This window comes from Lysinibacillus sp. fls2-241-R2A-57 (genome assembly GCF_030209535.1).
In the GTDB taxonomy this organism is placed as follows: domain Bacteria; phylum Bacillota; class Bacilli; order Bacillales_A; family Planococcaceae; genus Lysinibacillus.
Genome location: NZ_JARVRU010000005.1, coordinates 22,800 through 41,255 on the forward strand (window position 1 = coordinate 22,800; position 18,456 = coordinate 41,255).

At 37.3% G+C, this 18,456-nt stretch carries 16 protein-coding genes; 9 read left to right on the plus strand and 7 right to left on the minus strand.

Annotation, left to right across the window (positions count from 1 at the left end; genetic code table 11):
• Nucleotides 1-9: 9 nt before the first annotated feature.
• From feoB to QRN68_RS01550, 5 genes are all read right to left on the minus strand, one after another.
• Nucleotides 10-1,989, minus strand: coding sequence for a ferrous iron transport protein B (gene feoB, locus QRN68_RS01530; protein ID WP_285394836.1), 1,980 nt, complete (start codon nt 1,987-1,989; stop codon nt 10-12).
• Entirely contained in the window at nt 1,986-2,213 is a 228-nt protein-coding gene (locus QRN68_RS01535; RefSeq protein ID WP_285394837.1) for a FeoA family protein, read from the minus strand. The genes feoB and QRN68_RS01535 overlap by 4 nt, the downstream gene beginning before the upstream one ends.
• A 109-nt stretch (nt 2,214-2,322) precedes the next feature.
• The gene (locus tag QRN68_RS01540) at nt 2,323-3,027 is read right to left on the minus strand and encodes a response regulator transcription factor (protein ID WP_285394838.1); all 705 of its coding nucleotides are present in this window, start codon (nt 3,025-3,027) and stop codon (nt 2,323-2,325) included.
• A complete protein-coding gene (locus QRN68_RS01545) occupies nt 3,027-3,188 on the minus strand; it encodes a hypothetical protein (protein ID WP_285394839.1) in 162 nt (53 codons plus the stop codon). The genes QRN68_RS01540 and QRN68_RS01545 overlap by 1 nt, the downstream gene beginning before the upstream one ends.
• 64 nt (nt 3,189-3,252) lie before the next feature.
• Nucleotides 3,253-5,970: a sensor histidine kinase gene (locus QRN68_RS01550; protein ID WP_285394840.1), complete on the minus strand. Its 2,718-nt coding sequence runs from the start codon at nt 5,968-5,970 to the stop codon at nt 3,253-3,255.
• A 281-nt stretch (nt 5,971-6,251) separates the two neighbouring features.
• On the opposite strand from QRN68_RS01550, the gene QRN68_RS26895 reads away from it, so the two are divergent.
• From QRN68_RS26895 to kdpC, 4 genes are all read left to right on the plus strand, one after another.
• Nucleotides 6,252-6,320 carry a potassium-transporting ATPase subunit F gene (locus QRN68_RS26895; protein WP_350224328.1) on the plus strand — a complete coding sequence of 23 codons (69 nt, stop codon included), beginning with the start codon at nt 6,252-6,254 and terminating at the stop codon, nt 6,318-6,320.
• A 24-nt stretch (nt 6,321-6,344) separates the two neighbouring features.
• A complete protein-coding gene (kdpA, locus tag QRN68_RS01555; RefSeq protein ID WP_285394841.1) occupies nt 6,345-8,048 on the plus strand; it encodes a potassium-transporting ATPase subunit KdpA in 1,704 nt (567 codons plus the stop codon).
• Between the two features lie 194 nt (nt 8,049-8,242).
• Complete coding sequence (kdpB, locus tag QRN68_RS01560; RefSeq protein WP_285394842.1) at nt 8,243-10,306, plus strand: potassium-transporting ATPase subunit KdpB; 2,064 nt, start codon at nt 8,243-8,245, stop codon at nt 10,304-10,306.
• 11 nt (nt 10,307-10,317) lie between these two features.
• On the plus strand, nt 10,318-10,968 hold the full coding sequence (gene kdpC / locus QRN68_RS01565; RefSeq protein WP_285394843.1) for a potassium-transporting ATPase subunit KdpC: 651 nt from the start codon (nt 10,318-10,320) through the stop codon (nt 10,966-10,968).
• A gap of 148 nt (nt 10,969-11,116) precedes the next feature.
• Here kdpC and QRN68_RS01570 read toward each other — a convergent pair whose 3' ends face one another.
• A complete protein-coding gene (locus QRN68_RS01570; RefSeq protein WP_285394844.1) occupies nt 11,117-12,172 on the minus strand; it encodes a 2,3-butanediol dehydrogenase in 1,056 nt (351 codons plus the stop codon).
• Nucleotides 12,173-12,871: 699 nt separating this feature from the next.
• Here QRN68_RS01570 and QRN68_RS01575 point away from each other — a divergent pair.
• Nucleotides 12,872-14,173 (plus strand): DEAD/DEAH box helicase, encoded by a 1,302-nt coding sequence (locus QRN68_RS01575; protein ID WP_285394846.1) that lies wholly within the window; start codon nt 12,872-12,874, stop codon nt 14,171-14,173.
• 12 nt (nt 14,174-14,185) lie between these two features.
• Entirely contained in the window at nt 14,186-15,079 is an 894-nt protein-coding gene (locus QRN68_RS01580; RefSeq protein WP_285394847.1) for a deoxyribonuclease IV, read from the plus strand.
• 53 nt (nt 15,080-15,132) lie between these two features.
• Here the strand turns inward: QRN68_RS01580 and QRN68_RS01585 are convergent, their stop codons facing one another.
• Nucleotides 15,133-15,369, minus strand: a complete 237-nt coding sequence (locus QRN68_RS01585; protein WP_068983573.1) for a Nif11 family protein — start codon at nt 15,367-15,369, stop codon at nt 15,133-15,135.
• 429 nt (nt 15,370-15,798) lie between these two features.
• Here QRN68_RS01585 and QRN68_RS01590 point away from each other — a divergent pair, with 429 nt between their 5' ends.
• Genes QRN68_RS01590 through QRN68_RS01600 form a run of 3 tightly spaced genes read left to right on the plus strand, consistent with a single transcriptional unit; the run spans nt 15,799 to nt 17,842 of the window.
• Nucleotides 15,799-16,545, plus strand: a complete 747-nt coding sequence (locus QRN68_RS01590; protein ID WP_285394849.1) for a metal ABC transporter ATP-binding protein — start codon at nt 15,799-15,801, stop codon at nt 16,543-16,545.
• Between the two features lie 14 nt (nt 16,546-16,559).
• A complete protein-coding gene (locus tag QRN68_RS01595; RefSeq protein WP_285394850.1) occupies nt 16,560-17,420 on the plus strand; it encodes a metal ABC transporter permease in 861 nt (286 codons plus the stop codon).
• Nucleotides 17,420-17,842, plus strand: coding sequence for a Fur family transcriptional regulator (locus QRN68_RS01600; protein ID WP_285394853.1), 423 nt, complete (start codon nt 17,420-17,422; stop codon nt 17,840-17,842). The genes QRN68_RS01595 and QRN68_RS01600 overlap by 1 nt, the downstream gene beginning before the upstream one ends.
• Nucleotides 17,843-18,456 lie beyond the last annotated feature (614 nt).

Sequence of the window (18,456 nt, forward strand, 5' to 3'; positions counted from 1 at the left end):
CTCTACACCTCACATCAATAAATTCCCAATACCATAAATGATAAGTGCAATAATATAAGCTACAGCAAATGGATAAAGTGTTGCAAATAAAGTCCATTTTACAGACTGTGTTTCCCTTTTTATTGCACCTACTGTTGCTAAACAAGGCATATAAAGTAAAACAAATGCCAAGAATGTATAGGCACTTAAAGCAGTAAAATGAGTTGTCATTGTAGAGGATAAGACACCCTCACTCACGCCATAAATAATCGCCATTGTCGAAACAATCACTTCTTTTGCTAGGAATCCAGAAATAAGGGATGCACCAGCTTGCCAAGTTCCAAATCCAAGCGGGATAAACAACACGCCAAAAGCGCCCCCAATAATTGCTAAGAAACTTTCATCCATATTAACATTAGCGCCATGTGGTCCAAAATAAGAAAGGAGCCAAATGATAACGGAACCAGCAAAGATAATAGTACCAGCTTTGCGGAAAAATCCTTTTCCTTTTTCCCAAGTGGAACGCCAAAGTGTTTTAAACTGTGGTACATGATAGGCTGGTAACTCAACAATGAAAACTGAAGTTTTATTTTTCAAAATCGTCATAGATAATATTTTTGTCACAATAAGCGCTATCACTATCCCCATAATATATAAGGAGAATACCACTAAAGATTGATGTTCAGTAAAGAATGCTGCACCAAATAAAGCATACACAGGTAACCTTGCTGAACAGCTCATAAACGGAGCTACAAGTATAGTTAATAGACGTTCTCTAGGCTGTTCAATTGTTCTTGCAGCCATTACACCAGGAACGTTACATCCGAAGCTTACAATCATCGGAATAAAAGCCTTGCCGTTTAAGCCGAAAAATTCCATAATGCGATCCATGACAACAGCAATTCTCGCCATATAACCGGAATCTTCTAATAGTGAAATGAAGAAAAATAGTACAAAGATTTGTGGAATGAAAACTAAGACACCACCAACACCTGCAATGATCCCATCACATATTAAATTAATAATAAAAGGGGATGCACCAATAGCTTTTAAGCCTTGCGTCACTGTATCTGTAAATGGTCCACCTACAAAGCCGTCCAAGAAATCTGAAAGTGGGGTACCGATCCATGCAAATGTTGCTTGAAACATTAAATACATAAGCGCTAAGAAAATCGGAATACCTAAAATCGGATGTGTTAAAATTTTATCAACTTTCTCTGACCATTGTGTTTCACTTTTCTCTTGAATAATTACTTCGCTGTAGATGTTAGAAATATATAAATCACGTTTTTTAGCAATAGCATTCGTTAATGGTTCACCTATTTGCTTCTCTAAAGCATCACGCATTGCAACTAGCTTTTCAAAGTATTCCTTTTCTTTCAAATAAGCGTCAATCGCTTCATTTTCCATTAAAAATTGAATAGCACACCATCTGCGTTGTTCTTCAGGGACATGCTGTAACAATGCTTCAATTTTTGAGATACCTTCTTCAATGAGAGTATCATAGGTTAATGTGAAACGTTGTTGAGTACGATCTGAGGCTTGAATAGCAGTATAAATACCGTCAACACCTTTACCAGTACGAGCGCTTATTGGAATAACAGGTACTCCTAAAAAACTCTGTAATTTCTCGACATCAATTGAAATGCCTTTCTTTTTCGCAACGTCAATCATATTTAAACAAATGTAAACAGGTTTACTAAGTTCAAGTATATCTACAGTTAATTGCATATTTCGTTCGAAATTAGAAGCATCAATAATATTTAAAATTCCATCTACCTGATCTTCCAGTAAAAATGAAGTAACAACACTTTCATCCTTTGAAATGGGATTAAGCGTATAGACACCAGGTAAATCAATAATTTCCTTTTGTAGTTTCTTTATTTGTCCTACTTTTTTTTCAACGGTTACACCACTCCAATTGCCAACATATTCATATGAATTTGTCAACGTATTGAACAATGATGTTTTACCGATATTGGGGTTACCTATTAAAGCTAATCTACTCATAATTGCTCGACCTTTATCTCCATTAAATCTTTTTTTCTAAGTCCGATTTTCTGTCCCTGGCATTCCAATATACATGCTCCAGAAAACCATCCTTTTTGGACCATACAAATTTGGCAGCCTTCCTTTATGCCAAAAGCATTTAAACGTTTGCATAAAAGGGAGTCAATTTGCTGAAGATCTTTTACTTTAACTTTTTCACCCAATTGAACAGTATGAAGGTTCATGAGATCTACCTACTTCCTTGTGATTGATAATCATTATCAACAAGTATTATAGTATCATTATTTATCACATCTATCAATAAAAAGTTGAGGTTAAAGCTTGATCAGACCCTTATTCTTCGTCATGACAACGAAGCATTCTGTAACCAACGCGGACATGTGTTTGGATTAACTTTGGATTAGCTGGATTGTCCTCTATTTTCTTTCGAAGTGTGGCCATGAAAACTCTAAGACTTGGAACATCCGATTGTAGTACATTGTGCCAAATTTCTTTTAAAATAAAGTTGTGCGTTAAAACTTTACCGACATGCTTTGATAAAATAACTAATAGCTTATACTCAATAGGCGTCAAATGAACTTCTTTTCCATTTACAAACACAGTATTTGCCAAGTAGTTTATTTGTAAATGACCATTTACAAAGATAGAGGGTTCATTTTCTAACTGATGTTCATACGTTAATCTTCTTAAGGCTACTCGAATACGGGCTAATAGTTCTTCAACACTGAAAGGCTTTGTGACATAATCGTCTGCACCTGCATCTAATGCATTGATTTTATCGTGTTCTTCACCACGCGCACTAACAACGATAATCGGAGTTTGAGTCCAGCTTCTAATTTTCGATATAAGCTCTACACCGTCTATGTCTGGTAGTCCTAAATCCAAAATAATAACGTCTGGTTTCATGACGAGAGCCTTTTGTAGGGCACTATTACCATCTCGTGCAATATCGTATTCATAATGCTGCGTTGCTAACGTCATTTTAATTAAATTGCCAATGGCTACATCGTCTTCTACTACTAGAATTCGTTTATTCATCAAATTTCATTACTCCTTTTTGGCGCATCACCATAACGTGAGGTTGATTTCCGTTCCGACTGGGCGTTTTTTTTTGGCGTCCGATGAGCGCTTGGGCCAACATGTTTACTGTGCGAAAGCGAAGCGACAGGTTCCTCTGCTGGCTCGCTCCAAGGTCTCATCTTTGACGCTGACCAGGGAGTTGCCCATTCTCCAATCCAATCAACTTATATACACGACATATTTTTAATAAATGTCATGCCTAACTTGTGGTAATGGACTTTTTTTCAGTGAAAAGGTAAAAGTCGTTCCTTTAGGTTTATTGTCTGAAACAGTTATTTCACTATCATGTAATTTTAATATCGTTTGACAGAGTGCTAAGCCTAATCCTAGACCTCTTCGACTATCGCTACGCTGTATTTTTCCTGTTGTAAATGGCTCAAAAAGGTTGCTTTTTATAGCATCATCAATACCAGGTCCATCATCAGAAATGCTAAATTGTGCTAAGCCATCAGATTCTTTAACCGTTATAGTAATAACACTACCTGATGGTGTGTAGGTCAATGCATTATCAATAATATTTATCAGTACTTGAATAATAAGTCGTGCATCCATTACAGCGAGTAAAAATTCTGGTTCAATATGATAGGATATTTTATGTGTGTTGTTTAAACAAACGACATGGGTTAATGCCTCTTGAATAATATCTTCTACAAGCTCTAATTGCATCTCTAAAGCAAGTTGTCCATCTTCTAACTTAGAAACAGCAAGTAAGTTTTCCACCATTTGTACAAGCCATTTAGAATTTTTATAAATATCCTCATATATTTTGTTTTTTTCATCATCTCGAATTTGCGATGCATTGGTCAGTAATATATCTGCATTTCCGGAAATAGCAGTAAGTGGTGTTCTTAAATCATGAGAGATTGCGCGTAAAAGGTTAGCTCGCATCTGTTCCAGTTCAGCTTCTCTAGCTACTTCTTCATTGAGTTTCTGTAAATACCACTTATCGAGTGCGAATGAAAAATCATTGATAATGGCATGTAAAATATTACGCTCAAAAGCGGGTAATAGTAATTGCTTTGACAGTGCAATGCCAATAACGCCCTTAACACTCTCGTTAGAAATAACCGGTAAATAATAGGCATTTACTTCAGGAAATATATCAGTGGTCACTCCTGCTACATGCTTATTATTTATGACCCAGCTTACTACACCATGCTCATTCGGATTGTTAAAAAGGGACGCGATTTTTTTATTTTCAATGCTAGACATGCTCTCAGTACTGAAAAAAGTAGATTTCACAATTAAATTATTTTCTATTTCAAAGAATTGTACTGGTTTTTCTACTAACTTAACGATTTGCGACATGCCTTCAGTAATAATTTCCTCGATAGATTTAGCATGTTGAAGTCTGCGATTTGTATCAAGGAGCACCTCCATTCGATAAGATTTACGAACTGCTACAATGGTTTGCTCCTTTATTTTTTTCGTTAAGCTACTTGTAATTACTCCTGATAGAAACATGATCATAAAGGTTATCGGATAGTCGCGATGATAGGCCTCAAATGAAAAACGTGGTTCTGTAAATAAGTAATTAAAAAGGAGTACGGCTATGCTGGAGCTAATGATGCTTATCATCCATCCTGATGACCAAATGGCAAGAATTAAAACACCTAAAATATAGATCGTAATGATGTTCGATTCACTTACACCAATTGTGTAGAAATAGAGCCCGACAATCGATACTATGCCAAACACTATGACCATTTTAAATAAGTCAAGCCATTCAAATGACAGTTTATTTTTCACATTAGGGAAGTAGAATTGTTCATTTTCTTGATCTGGCACTATGTGTATGGCTAAATTCGGTACAAATTCGTTAAGTCGATCGCTAATTTTTGCGTTTGGTCGCCACCATTTTTTTCTCATGCTCGTTCTACCGATGACTAATTTAGTGACACCGCTAATTTGTGCATAGTTGGCCAGGGCAGCGGCTACGTCGTCTTCTTGAACAATTACGACATGGCCACCAAGCTGTTCAACAAGTTTCATATGCTGCTGAAGTCGTTCTGAATTTGCGTTATTTCGATCATGCTCCTGTACGTTTTGTACATAAAGAGCTGTAAATTTGCCATGTAATGCCTGTGCAAGCCTTGCAGTAGTTCGAATAACTTTAGCATTCGTAGGAGAACTACTAATCCCAACAAGTAAATGCTCTTCGATTTGTACATGATGTTTAGGAGATTCGTTACTATTTACTTGCTTATAGTTAATCGTATCGGCAGCTCTCCGTAGTGCAATTTCACGCAGGGATACTAAATTTTGTTTGCGAAAAAAAGATTGCAGCGCTTTTTCTACTTGTTGTTTTACATAAATTTTGCCTTCTTGTAGGCGTTGAATTAACTCATCTGGTTCAATATCGACAATCTTTATTTGTGCCGCTTGATCAATTAAATAATCTGGAATACGTTCTCGTACCTTTATGCCAGTTATTTCTTCTACTAAATCATGAAGACTTTCAATGTGTTGAATGTTTACAGTTGTATAGACATGAATACCCTTTGCAAGTAATTCCTCTACATCTCCAAAGCGTTTCTTGTGCCGCATCGTTGGAACATTAGTATGTGCCAATTCATCAATAAGGACAATTTCTGGCTTGCGCTGCAGTACCGCATCTATATCCAATTCCTGAAAAGTTTTTCCTTTATAATTTATTTTTTTCATAGGGATTTGCTCAAGCCCCTCGAGTAGAGCTAATGTATCTGGGCGAGGATGTGGCTCTACATAGCCAACTACCACATCTTTACCAAGTTTTTTTGCCTGATGTGCTGCATCCAGCATTGCATAAGTTTTACCTACTCCAGCAGCATAACCAAGAAAGATCTTTAGTTTTCCTACATATTGTTCCTCCTGTTGAAGCCTCGCTAAAAACGTCTCTGGAGTTGGACGTGTATTTTCCATCCTCTTTCACCTCATTTGTATTATAGCGTTATCTGCCATTAAGAAAGTGTTAAGATTTTCGCTCTTTATAGTTTCTTAATAGAAAAAGCGAATTCCTAACACTACATTAATTTGAAAGTCAGTATGATGAGAGCATCCTAATTGGAAGAGGGGTGTTTCGATTGATGGACTTTTATATGATTGGCTTACTCATTATAAGCTTTGCATGTCTTTATGCGTTAACCGCTTGGTGCTTCAAGCTAGTAGAAGAGAAGTAAGGAGGAATGAAAATGTGGATTTTTATGGGGATTGTACTTGTATTCCTTTTCGGTTATCTAGGGCATGCATTACTATATCCTGAAAAATATTAATAGGCTGGTAGGAGGTACTACAGTATGTGGCAAATCGCCATTGTATTAATCATTTATTTACCGCTCGTTATTTTAACTGGTCACTATCTATTTCGGGTGACGATGCATCAAAAAACATGGCTTGATCCAATTATGGATAGATTTGATGCTGTTATTTATAAGTTATGCGGCATTAAACAAGTCGATATGACTGGTAAACAGTATGTACTTTCATTAATTCTTTCAAATGCTTTTATGGTGTTTATTGGATATATTCTATTACGCATTCAAGCGATGCTGTTTTTAAACCCAAATAATATTGACAATATGGAATCAACACTTTCATTTAATACTATTATTTCATTTATGACGAACACGAATCTTCAACATTATAGTGGCGAATCAGGACTCAGTTATTTATCACAAATGTTAGTCATTATCTTTATGATGTTTACATCTGCAGCTACTGGTTATGCCGCGTGTATGGCGTTCTGCCGTCGTCTAGTTGCTAAAACTGACACTATAGGGAATTTCTTTGTGGATTTCGTTCGTGTTATTACACGTGTGTTAATGCCTCTATCTATTGTTGTTGCCATTATTTTAGTAGCTCAAGGTTCTCCGCAAACCTTAAGTGCGAATAAAACTGTCCAAACAATAGAAGGTAAATCACAAGATATTGCCCTTGGACCTGTAGCTTCTCTTGAATCCATCAAGCATATAGGCACTAATGGTGGTGGTTTTAATGGAGCGAATTCAACGACGCCTTTTGAAAATCCAACGGTCATTTCTAATATTGTGGAAATGCTATCTATGATGTTATTACCAGGTGCTTGTGTAGTTGCATTTAGTTTAATGGTCGCCTATAGAAAAAAGAAAACTATATTTGGAAAACAGGGGCTATCCATTTTTGTGGCAATGGGAGTGTTGTTCCTAGTCGGACTTACGACTGTGTATGTAGCAGAGAAAGCAGGTAATCCAATCATTAGTGAGCTCGGAATTTCGCAGGAGCTTGGAAGTATGGAAGGAAAAGAGATGCGCTTTGGGGTAGCACAATCAGCATTATTTACAACAGTGACTACTGCTTTTACAACGGGATCTGTTAACAATATGCATGATACGTTAACGCCGCTTGGTGGTCTTGTACCGATGTTCAATATGATGCTAAATGTTGTGTTTGGAGGCAAGGGAGTCGGCCTGATGAACATGATGATGTATGTGTTACTGACAATTTTCATCGCTTGTTTAATGATTGGTCGAACACCTCAGTTTTTAGGCAAGAAAATTGAAGAGAAGGAAATGAAGCTAATTGCCCTTTGTATATTGATCCACCCTGCTATTATTCTATTATTTTCAGCACTTGCAGTTGCAACAACAGCAGGAGTAGCGGGCATAACGAATCCAGGTGCACATGGTTTATCGCAGGTTCTCTATGAATTTGCATCGGCCTCTGCAAACAACGGCTCAGGGTTTGAAGGATTAGCTGACAACTCAACATTTTGGAATGTGACGACAGGTCTTGCCATGTTCTTTGGACGTTATTTGACGATTATTATTCAACTAGCTATAGCGTCTCTACTTGCTAAAAAGATGTTTCATAGTGATTCGGTGGGAACATTGAAAACGGATAATACTATTTTTACATTTTTACTTGTTGCTATCGTTTTAATGATTGGTGCTCTTACATTTTTACCAGCATTAGCTCTTGGGCCAATTACAGAGCACTTACAACTTTATCTTCCTTCAACTTAAGAATCCCGCCTGTTAATGCGGTAAGATGTTGCGGTTGTGGTTGAAGAGCCTTCGGACGCATTGTTATCTGTAGCGACAGCGAAGTGCTAACGTAGCGGCAACAACGAATGTTTTCTGTGCGAAAGCAAAGTGCTAACGTAGCGACAGCACAATTACGCCAAGGCGAAATTGATTTTTAATAAGGAGAGACACTTATGGAAACTGCAAGAAAAAGTTTTATTACGGGCAAAATGTTTAAAAGCTCGATGATAGACGCTTTAAAGAAGTTTAGCCCAGTATATATGGTGAAAAATCCTGTTATGTTTGTAGTAGAGATAGGGTTTATGTTTGTCCTGTTATTAACCCTATTTCCTAACATATTTGGGAACGAAGTAGGGGAACATGACCGATTGTATAATGCGATCGTCGCCGTTATTCTTTTTGTAACCATTCTATTTGCTAATTTTGCTGAGTCGATTGCTGAAGGACGAGGGAAGGCACAGGTTCAAACTTTAAAAAAGACGAAAACAGTGACACAGGCTCGTGTTCTGCTTAGTGATGGCTCTGAAATATTTAAACAGGCGCATGAGTTAAAAAAGGGCGATATCGTTTTAGTTCAGGCAGGAGAGGTTATTCCAAACGATGGAGAAGTCATTGATGGAATTGCTACCGTAGATGAATCTGCGATAACGGGTGAATCTGCACCAGTTGTAAAGGAGCGGGGCGGTGATTTTTCATCAGTTACAGGTGGTACGACGGTTACGAGTGATTGGCTGATGATCGAAATTACCTCAATGCCTGGTGAATCATTTTTAGATAAAATGATATCGCTCATCGAAGGAGCTAGTCGTAAAAAAACGCCAAATGAAGTAGCGCTCAATACACTTTTAGTAAGCTTAACAATTATTTTCTTATTAGTTGTTGTGACACTGTATCCAATGACAACTTATTTAAATGTACCGATTTCTATCGCAACGTTAATTGCCTTGACAGTTTGTTTAATTCCTACAACGATTGGTGGATTATTGTCGGCGATCGGAATTGCGGGAATGGATAGGGTTACACAGTTTAATGTAATAGCGATGTCTGGAAGAGCCGTAGAGGCGTGTGGAGACGTGGATACATTAATCTTAGATAAAACAGGAACGATTACTTATGGAAATCGTATGGCAGCTGAATTTCTGCCAGTAACAGGCGTAGAAAGTAAAGAGTTAATCCGAGCTGCATGGCTTAGTTCCTTAACAGATGATACACCTGAAGGAAAATCTATTTTGTCACTTGCTTGCGAATTAGGAGTAAATACAGGCGGTGAAGAAAACATTATCAAGTCAAGTGAACATATTCCATTTACTGCACAGACACGGATGAGCGGATTGGATATGAAGGATGGCACAAAAATTCGAAAAGGAGCCTACGATACGATAAAAAAAGAAAGTATGAAAGCAGGTTATAGTATTCCTGCAAATTTGGAACAGCTGATCCATCAAGTATCTTCTGTTGGTGGGACACCACTTGTAGTAACGTTAAACGACAAAATTTTAGGTGTTATTTACTTAAAGGATGTCGTCAAGGCAGGACTTAAGGAACGCTTTGAGCAGCTTCGTGCAATGGGTATTAAAACGATCATGTGTACAGGAGATAACCCACTTACTGCAGCATCTATCGCAAAGGAAGCGGGAGTGGACAGCTTTATTGCAGAAAGTAAGCCGGAAGACAAGATTCAAGTCATTAAAGATGAGCAGGCGCAAGGGAAAGTGGTAGCTATGACTGGTGACGGTACGAATGATGCGCCAGCATTGGCACAGGCGAATGTAGGGCTTGCTATGAACTCAGGTACGAATGCAGCGAAGGAAGCTGCAAACATGGTTGATTTAGATTCAAATCCAACTAAAATTATTGAAGTTGTAGAGATTGGGAAACAATTACTAATGACTCGGGGAGCACTAACGACTTTCAGTATTGCTAATGATATTGCAAAGTATTTTGCCATTATCCCAGCTATGCTAATGGTCGCTGTACCTGAGATGAGTGCATTAAACATTATGAAGCTCAATTCACCTTCAAGCGCAATTATTTCTGCATTAATTTTTAATGCGATCATCATTCCATTGCTAATTCCAATTGCAATGAAAGGCGTAAAATATAAGCCAATGAGTGCTGCAAAATTATTAAATAAAAACTTACTTATTTATGGAGTAGGTGGAATAATAGCTCCGTTTATTGGCATTAAGTTAATCGATTTACTAGTTGGGCCACTATTCCGGACGTTTGGTTTATAGGAGGAAGGTACATGCGAAAATTTTTTGAGAACTCAAAGCAAGCATTATTGATCACAATAACAATGTTCGTTCTATGTGGTTTTATATACCCGTTTGCTGTGACTGCATTAGCTCAAGGGTTATTTCATCATCAAGCAAATGGCAGTTTAATAGAAATCGACGGTGAAGCAGTTGGTTCAGAATTAATAGGTCAAGCTTTTACAGCGCCTGAGTACTTCTCGGGACGTGTTTCATCCGTCAATTACAATGTTTATACAAAAGAGGATACGATACCAGATGAAAATGGCCAGGTGAATTATAGCGGTGTAAGCTCTGGAACTTTTAACTATGCACCATCTAATCCGGAATTGAAGAAGAGAATAGAAGCAGATATCGAGAAGTTTTTAGTAGCAAACCCAACCGTAAAACGACAAGACATACCTGCTGATTTAATGACTGCTTCAGGTTCAGGGTTAGATCCCCATATCAGTGTAAAAGCTGCACAAATACAAGTAAAACGTATTGCCCAAGCAAGTGGGCTCTCTGAGGAAGAGATTGAAAAAATTATAGAGGCAAATACGGAAAAACGGTCATTTGGAGTTTTTGGCGAAAATAAGGTGAACTTCCTTATGGCCAATCTAGATATTATGAAAAAAATGGAGGGAAATGAGGCTCATCAATAAAAGTTGTGATGTCATATGTTAAAACGTAGGACATGAAAAGTTGATTGGAGTCGAACAGTCGGAACGGAAATCAACCGTACGTTATGAGAGTTAACAAATCAAAAACAGGTAGAGAAAAGTGTCTTTATTTTCTCTACCTGACTTTATTTTACGCTTGTGAATTTACAAGGATTTTAATTTGGTTGCGCTCTTTCATAAGTGCATCGAAGCCTTCTGTTACGACTTCATCAAGAGCAATTCGTTTCGTAACAAGTTTTTCAGCAGGGAAGTAACCTTGTTTCATTAATTCCATAACTGCTGGGAAAATATCACGATAAGCAATAATACCTTTTACAGAACGCTCTGTCAGTACGATATTGTTAGGCAGAATAGAAGCATCAGTTTCCCAAATAGAAACGATAATTGTTTCACCTTCGAATGTTGTTGAATCAATTGCTTGTTGTAATACTACAGGGACACCTGTTACTTCAAATGCAACATCTACGCCACCATTAGTTAATTCATGTAGGCGGGCGACCGCATCCTCGTCTTGAGGATTAATAACTGCTGTTGCGCCTAACTCTAAAGCTTTGGCAGCACGCTCTGCTGAAAGTTCTACAGCGTAAATTTCAGCTGCTCCAGCAGCACGCAATGCTTCGATAACAAGAAGACCGATTGGACCTGTTCCAAAGACTGCTGCTTTATCACCTGCTTTTAATTTACTTTGACGAACTGAATGTAATGCTACTGCTGCTGGTTCAACTAGTGCACCTTGTTCATAGGAAAGCCCCTCAGGCATTTTATGTACCATTTTTTCATCTACCATTGTATATTCAGAGAAACCTCCGCCACCGCCAGAAAGACCGTGGAATCCTAGGTGCTTACAAATATTATATTTCCCTTTTTTACAAGCAGCACATTCGCCACATGCAAGAATAGGTTCTACAACTACAGGATCACCAATTTGTACTTTTGTAACACCTTCACCAATTTCTACTACTTCACCAGAGAACTCATGTCCCATAACAATTGGCGCAATATCTTTACTTACATAATGAGGTTGTTCCACTGGAATAAAGATTGGGCCAGCTGCGTATTCATGTAAATCACTTCCACAAATTCCTGTCCAATGTACTTTGATTTTCACTTTTCCTGAGGCAATTACTGGTTCTTCAATGTTTTCTACTCGGATGTCTTTTGCTTTATACCATCTTGCTGCTTTCATGATAAATCAACCTCCTCTAATATCTTACATTTTTATCGTAACATATGGTAATTATTCAAATCATTAGTTATCGATTAATTGACATAAAATATACTAATTCTTAACTTTTTTCATCAGCATTTCAGCTTATACATTTGAAGAGGCTGATTAGCAAAAAAACAACAAAAAAATCCTTTTATCAGTCTGTAATAAACCTATATTTTCCTAATCAACATACTTGATAAAGTGTATCAAAAAACAAAGATTGATTTTCACTCCAAATAGGGCTTTTCCGCGCAAGTTCATCCCACAGGAATCACCACTCTCCATGAAAAATAAACGATTCCTCATCATTATTCTGAGTAGCAAACTGAATCAAAATAGTATTAAAGCTATGTTTAACATACTAAAAAGATCTAGACTACATTATATTGGAAGCTCACCATAGAACGAGACGGTTTTGACGCTCCTCACAAAATGGGAATATTGAGGTCTTACGATTAAAATATCATACAGCTTTATGCAATCAAGAGTAGCGTTTGCCTGAACTGAGCGCTTTTTTTTATTGCATATTAACAGCATTTCGAGTAACTTTGATAAGGGCTTCGCTACAGCTATGATTAAAGAATAAAATAATGTTCATGCTTAAGATAATAGGACGTTAATATACCTAAAAGTTGAATCATGATACAATGAGAAAGATGTTAGGAGGAACGAATTATGTCAAAATATACTGATTATAATTTTCAGCCATTTTTGCAGGACGCAATTGCAAAACTTGGCTTCACAGAACCAACGCCAATTCAAAAGGAAATCATTCCGCTACTACTAAAAGGGAAGAGTGCAATCGGGCAGGCACATACAGGAACAGGAAAAACACATAGTTTCTTAATTCCAATTGTGCAACGTATTAATCCCGACAAGCAGGAAGTGCAAGCTATTATTACGTCACCTACACGTGAGCTTGCTCAACAGATTTTTGATGCGTTAAATCAATTAATAGAAGGAACAACTATTCAAGCGAAACTATTTATTGGGGGTACGGACAAACAACGCTCTATCGATAAGTTAAAAACGCAACCACAAATTGTTGTTGGGACACCAGGACGTATTCGTGATCTTGTTACAGAGCAAGCGTTATTTGTGCATACGGCGCCAATTTTAGTTGTCGACGAGGCAGATTTAGCATTTGATATGGGCTTTATAGAGGAGATTGACGGCTTTGCCTCTCAAATGCCTGAAAAGCTTGAAATGTTTGTATTCTCAGCAACAATTCCAGAAAAGCTTCAGCCTTTCTTAAAAAAATATATGGAAGCACCTGTTCATATCCATATGAACGATAAACGCCCGGTCGCAGAAGGAATTGACTTTGTACTTGTACCAGTGCGTTCTAAATCACGAAACAAACGTTTGTTGGAAGTTATTGAAGGGATCAATCCATTTTTAGCTGTCATTTTCACTAACACACGTAAAACTGCAGAGCACGTTGCAGGCTACTTAAATGAAAACGGGATTCGCTGTGGTCAAATACATGGTGATTTAAGTCCGCGTGATCGTAAGAAGATGATGAAGCAAATTCGAGATTTGGATTATCAATATATCGTTGCAACAGATCTTGCAGCGCGTGGTATCGATATTCAAGGAATTTCACATGTCATTAACTACGAAATTCCAGAGGACTTAGAATTCTTTGTTCACCGTGTAGGACGTACAGCCCGTGCAGGTAATAAAGGAACTGCTATCACATTGTTTGAGCCATCAGATGAGGATGCAGTAGTACGTGTTGAGAAAATGGGCATTCCATTTGTTCAAAAAGACGTGAAAAATGGCGAATGGACTGAATTAAAAGAGCGTCATGCACGTAAAAATCGTGTGAAGCAGGAAAATGAAATCGATGCGAAAGCCAAATCATTAGTTCGTAAGCCGAAAAAAGTAAAACCAGGCTACAAACGTAATATGAAATGGGAAATGGAAAAAATTAAAAAGCGTGAACGTCGCATAAAAGCTCGCGGTAAAAAATAAGGAGGCATTCAAATGCTACTTGGATCACATGTTTCGATGAGTGGAAAAGAAATGATGCTCGGGTCAAGTAAAGAAGCTCTTTCGTATGGGGCAAATACCTTTATGATTTATACAGGAGCACCTCAAAACACTCGTCGTAAGGCAATTGCTGACCTTAATATTATGAACGGTTTACTACACATGAAAGAGCATGGCATGACAAATATTGTTGTCCATGCTCCATACATTATCAATATTGCGAACACAGAAAAGCCTGAAACTTTCCGTCTGGGTGTAGATTTCTTGCAATCTGAGATCGAACGTACAGCGGCTTTGGAAGCAACACAAATTGTATTGCATCCGGGTGCACATGTTGGTGCCGGAGCGGACGCAGGTATTGCTAAGATTATTGAAGGCTTAAATGAAGTATTATCACAGGACTACCCAGTACAAATCGCATTAGAGACGATGGCGGGGAAGGGAACTGAATGTGGTCGTTCCTTTGAAGAGCTTGCCAAAATTATTGATGGTGTGACACATAATGAGCGTCTTTCAGTATGCTTTGATACTTGTCATACACATGATGCGGGTTACAATATTGTCGAGGATTTTGATGGCGTATTAAATGAGTTTGATAAATTAATAGGTGTAGATCGTATCAAAGTCTTGCATATCAATGATTCAAAAAATGTTCGTGGTGCAGGAAAAGACCGTCACGAAAATATTGGCTTCGGTCATATTGGTTTTGACGCCTTAAAATATATTGTACATCATCCACAATTAATGGAGATTCCTAAAATCCTAGAAACACCATTTGTCGCATTAAATAGTGATGCCAAATCAAAATCGGCTCCTTATAAACATGAAATAGAGATGCTACGTAATGGAGAGTTTAAACCTGAGTTAATCGATGCTCTAAGAGGATAAAAAAATAGCCCGAAATCAGCTTGCATAAATACTGATTATCGGGCTATTTTCTATTATTTTGTAAATAGTGCGATAAGCTGTCTAGAACGCTTTCTACCTAAAACAGCTTCAACCTCTACAAGTATATCTTTCGGAATACCTAAAAAGAGCCAAGTAAATGAGAATTGCTCCAAATAAGGTCGAAGTTTTTTTACTTCAGAAGTTGTAATTTCAAATCCTTCGGCACGAGCAATGGCAACAACTTCTTTATCACTACTTTGTGCTAATTGCTGTAAAAATTGAATACTCAAAGCCAATCCCCCTTTTAAAGTTTTTTAGTTTCTTTGAAACGAAATCCTTCTTGTGAACGCCGTGACAACAATGAAAACCCTTACTTTAAAAGTGTTAGAATCAATGCCTATTACAATTTAATTTGAGCGCGGTTCAAATAAATAATAAAATCTTTGTTTAAGCGAAAAGACCACAATATTAGACACATAAAAGCAAACTAATTTTCCAGGTATGTTGATTAGCCATTTTTATACATTTGAATTAATTCAAATCGGCTGATTTCAAATAGGAATATATTAGCAAAATAGCAACGAGAAAAAGCCTTTATAATAAACCTATTTTTTTCCTAATCAACACGGCTGATAATTTTCTTTACAAAAACGGTACTTTCATTTATACTTACAATTTGTAAATCGTAATGATTTTGAATTAGAAAGAAGCGATCGTGCATGAAAAAAGCATTTATTGAAATTGAAAACGTGTCATTTCAATATGACTATACACAAGTATTAAAAAATATCTCTTTCCGTGTAGAAGAGGGAGATTTTTTAGCACTTCTCGGTCCAAATGGTTCTGGGAAATCGACATTATTAAAAATTATTTTAGGATTATTAAGACCAATGTCTGGAGAAATAAAATTATTTGGTGAACCAAGTGCAACTTTTAAGCATCGTGAATGGATAGGGTATGTGTCACAAAAATCCAATGCCTTCAATTCAGGATTTCCAGCAACCGTCCAAGAGGTAGTAAAAAGCGGATTAACTAAAAAATTAGGGCTATTTAAAAAACCTGGACGAGATGCAAAAGGAAAAGTACTTGAAGCATTAAAAGCTGTTGGAATGGAAGCTTTTATGAATCGTAATATTGGTGAATTATCCGGTGGGCAACAGCAACGTGTCTTCATTGCAAGAGCCTTAGTCAGTGAACCGAGGCTACTAATATTAGATGAACCAACTGTCGGCATTGATCATGAGAATGTACAGTCATTTTATGATATGCTGGTCAAATTGAATCGGGAACAGGGAATTACAATGATTCTTGTTACACATGATGTCGATACAGTATCGAACCGTATCAGCCATGTAGCATGTTTAAATCAAACTATACACTTCCATGGTTACAAAAATGAATTTGATACAATTTCTCAGGATGCGCTTGATGCTTGGTATGGCCATTCTGTGAGAAAGATTCACTAGAAGGAGAAGGCACAATGATTGAAGCAATTTTTAACTATGAATTTTTACAAAATGCCTTTTTCTCGGGAATATTAATTGGCATATTGGCACCACTGCTAGGTGTTTTTATTGTTGTTCGCAGGCTGTCACTTATTGCAGATGCCTTGTCACATGTGACACTCGCAGGTATAGCGGGTAGCTTATATATCAGTCAATCTGTCCCGGCCTTGGCCATGCTAAATCCAATTTATTTAGGCATCATTGCCTCTGTCAGCGGTTCGATTTTAATTGAGCGTCTTAGACGTTTATATAAGCACTATGAAGAGCTTGCCATTCCAATTATTATGTCAGGTGGGATTGGGATTAGTGCTATATTTATTTCGCTTGCAAGTGGCTTTAGCACGGATTTAATGAGCTATTTATTTGGTTCGGTATCAGCTGTGTCACGTCAGGATTTATGGGTAGTGGTAGGAATTGCTGCCGTTGTTATTATCTTTTTGTTGTTATTTTTTAAGGAGCTTTTTGTTTTATCGTTTGACGAGGAATATGCAAAAGCTAGCGGTCTACCTGCACGTTGGATTCATCTCTTATTTATGGTTGTGACAGCACTAGTTATTGCTGCAAGTATGCGTATAGTTGGTATTTTGCTTGTGTCGTCACTAATGACATTACCAGTGGCTGCTGCCATGCGGTTGGCAAAGGGCTTTAAGCAAACGATTATCTATGCGATTGTCTTTGGGGAAGCAGCTGTGTTAATAGGTCTTGTCAGTGCTTTTTATCTGGATTTAGCGCCTGGTGGTACAATTGTCGTCACTTCCATCTTCATTTTGTTGCTAGTTATTCTAGGGAAGAAAGTAGTATTTAAAATAACTGCAAAACAAGAGGAGGTTGCTTAGTGAATGTTTCGAAAGCGTGGGAAATTTTAAAAAAGAACGGCTATAAAAAAACAGATAAGCGGGAGTTAATTTTAGATATGTTTGCAGCAACAGATAAATATCTAACAGCTCGTGACTTATTGGATGTTTTAAAAAAAGATTTTCCTGGTATGAGTTTTGATACAATTTATCGCAACCTAGCAACGTTTGTGAAGCTTGGAATACTGGATGAAACGGAGTTATCTGGGGAGCGAAATTTCCGTATGCATTGCGAGTCTGAACATCATCACCATCATTTTATTTGTATGGATTGTGGCAATGTCAAGGAGCTAAATCTTTGTCCTATGGAAATGCTCGGAGAAAAACTACCAGACTATGAAATTGAAAATCATAAATTTGAGATTTATGGTAAATGTCCGGAATGTAAACATGAAGCCTTTTAAAGCTTGAGTTTTTTACTACTGTAAATCTAAAATGACAATACTAAAAAAAGGGTTAGCTCCAAGTGATGTTTCACTTGGAACTAACCCTTTAATAGTTTCTAAGCAATTCTGCGAATAGCATCAATCTTATTGCAATCAATTGTTAGAATTATTGAAGTTGTTTCTAGGAAAGTTGCACAACAATTTTGTGGGTCGAAGGCAATGAATGTCACACCAAGGAAAAGATGTCTAGTCTAGTTGGGACTTCTAATTTTCTTAATTGATGGCAAATACAATCTTTACAGTTATGGCTGAATCTACTAGAGTATTTTTCCATTTCATGACAACATTTTTTATGACACTTGCTGTAATCCCAGTTCATATGTGTTGCGAATCGATTATCTTCCATTACTAAGACCGCCCCGTGGCTATTAGTGTAAAGTTTGCACCTTACACTGTAATCTATTATTTATCAAGAAAAAGAGATTGGTAAATGTCCGATAGGTAATTTAAAAAGTTATTTTTTCTTAAATATTGATAGAGGGATTTTGCTGTTTTTGTATAATTTGGGCTCTTCACTAAAACGTGTGGTTGATTTCCGTTCCGACTGGGCGCTTTCCAGGGGGCGTCCGATG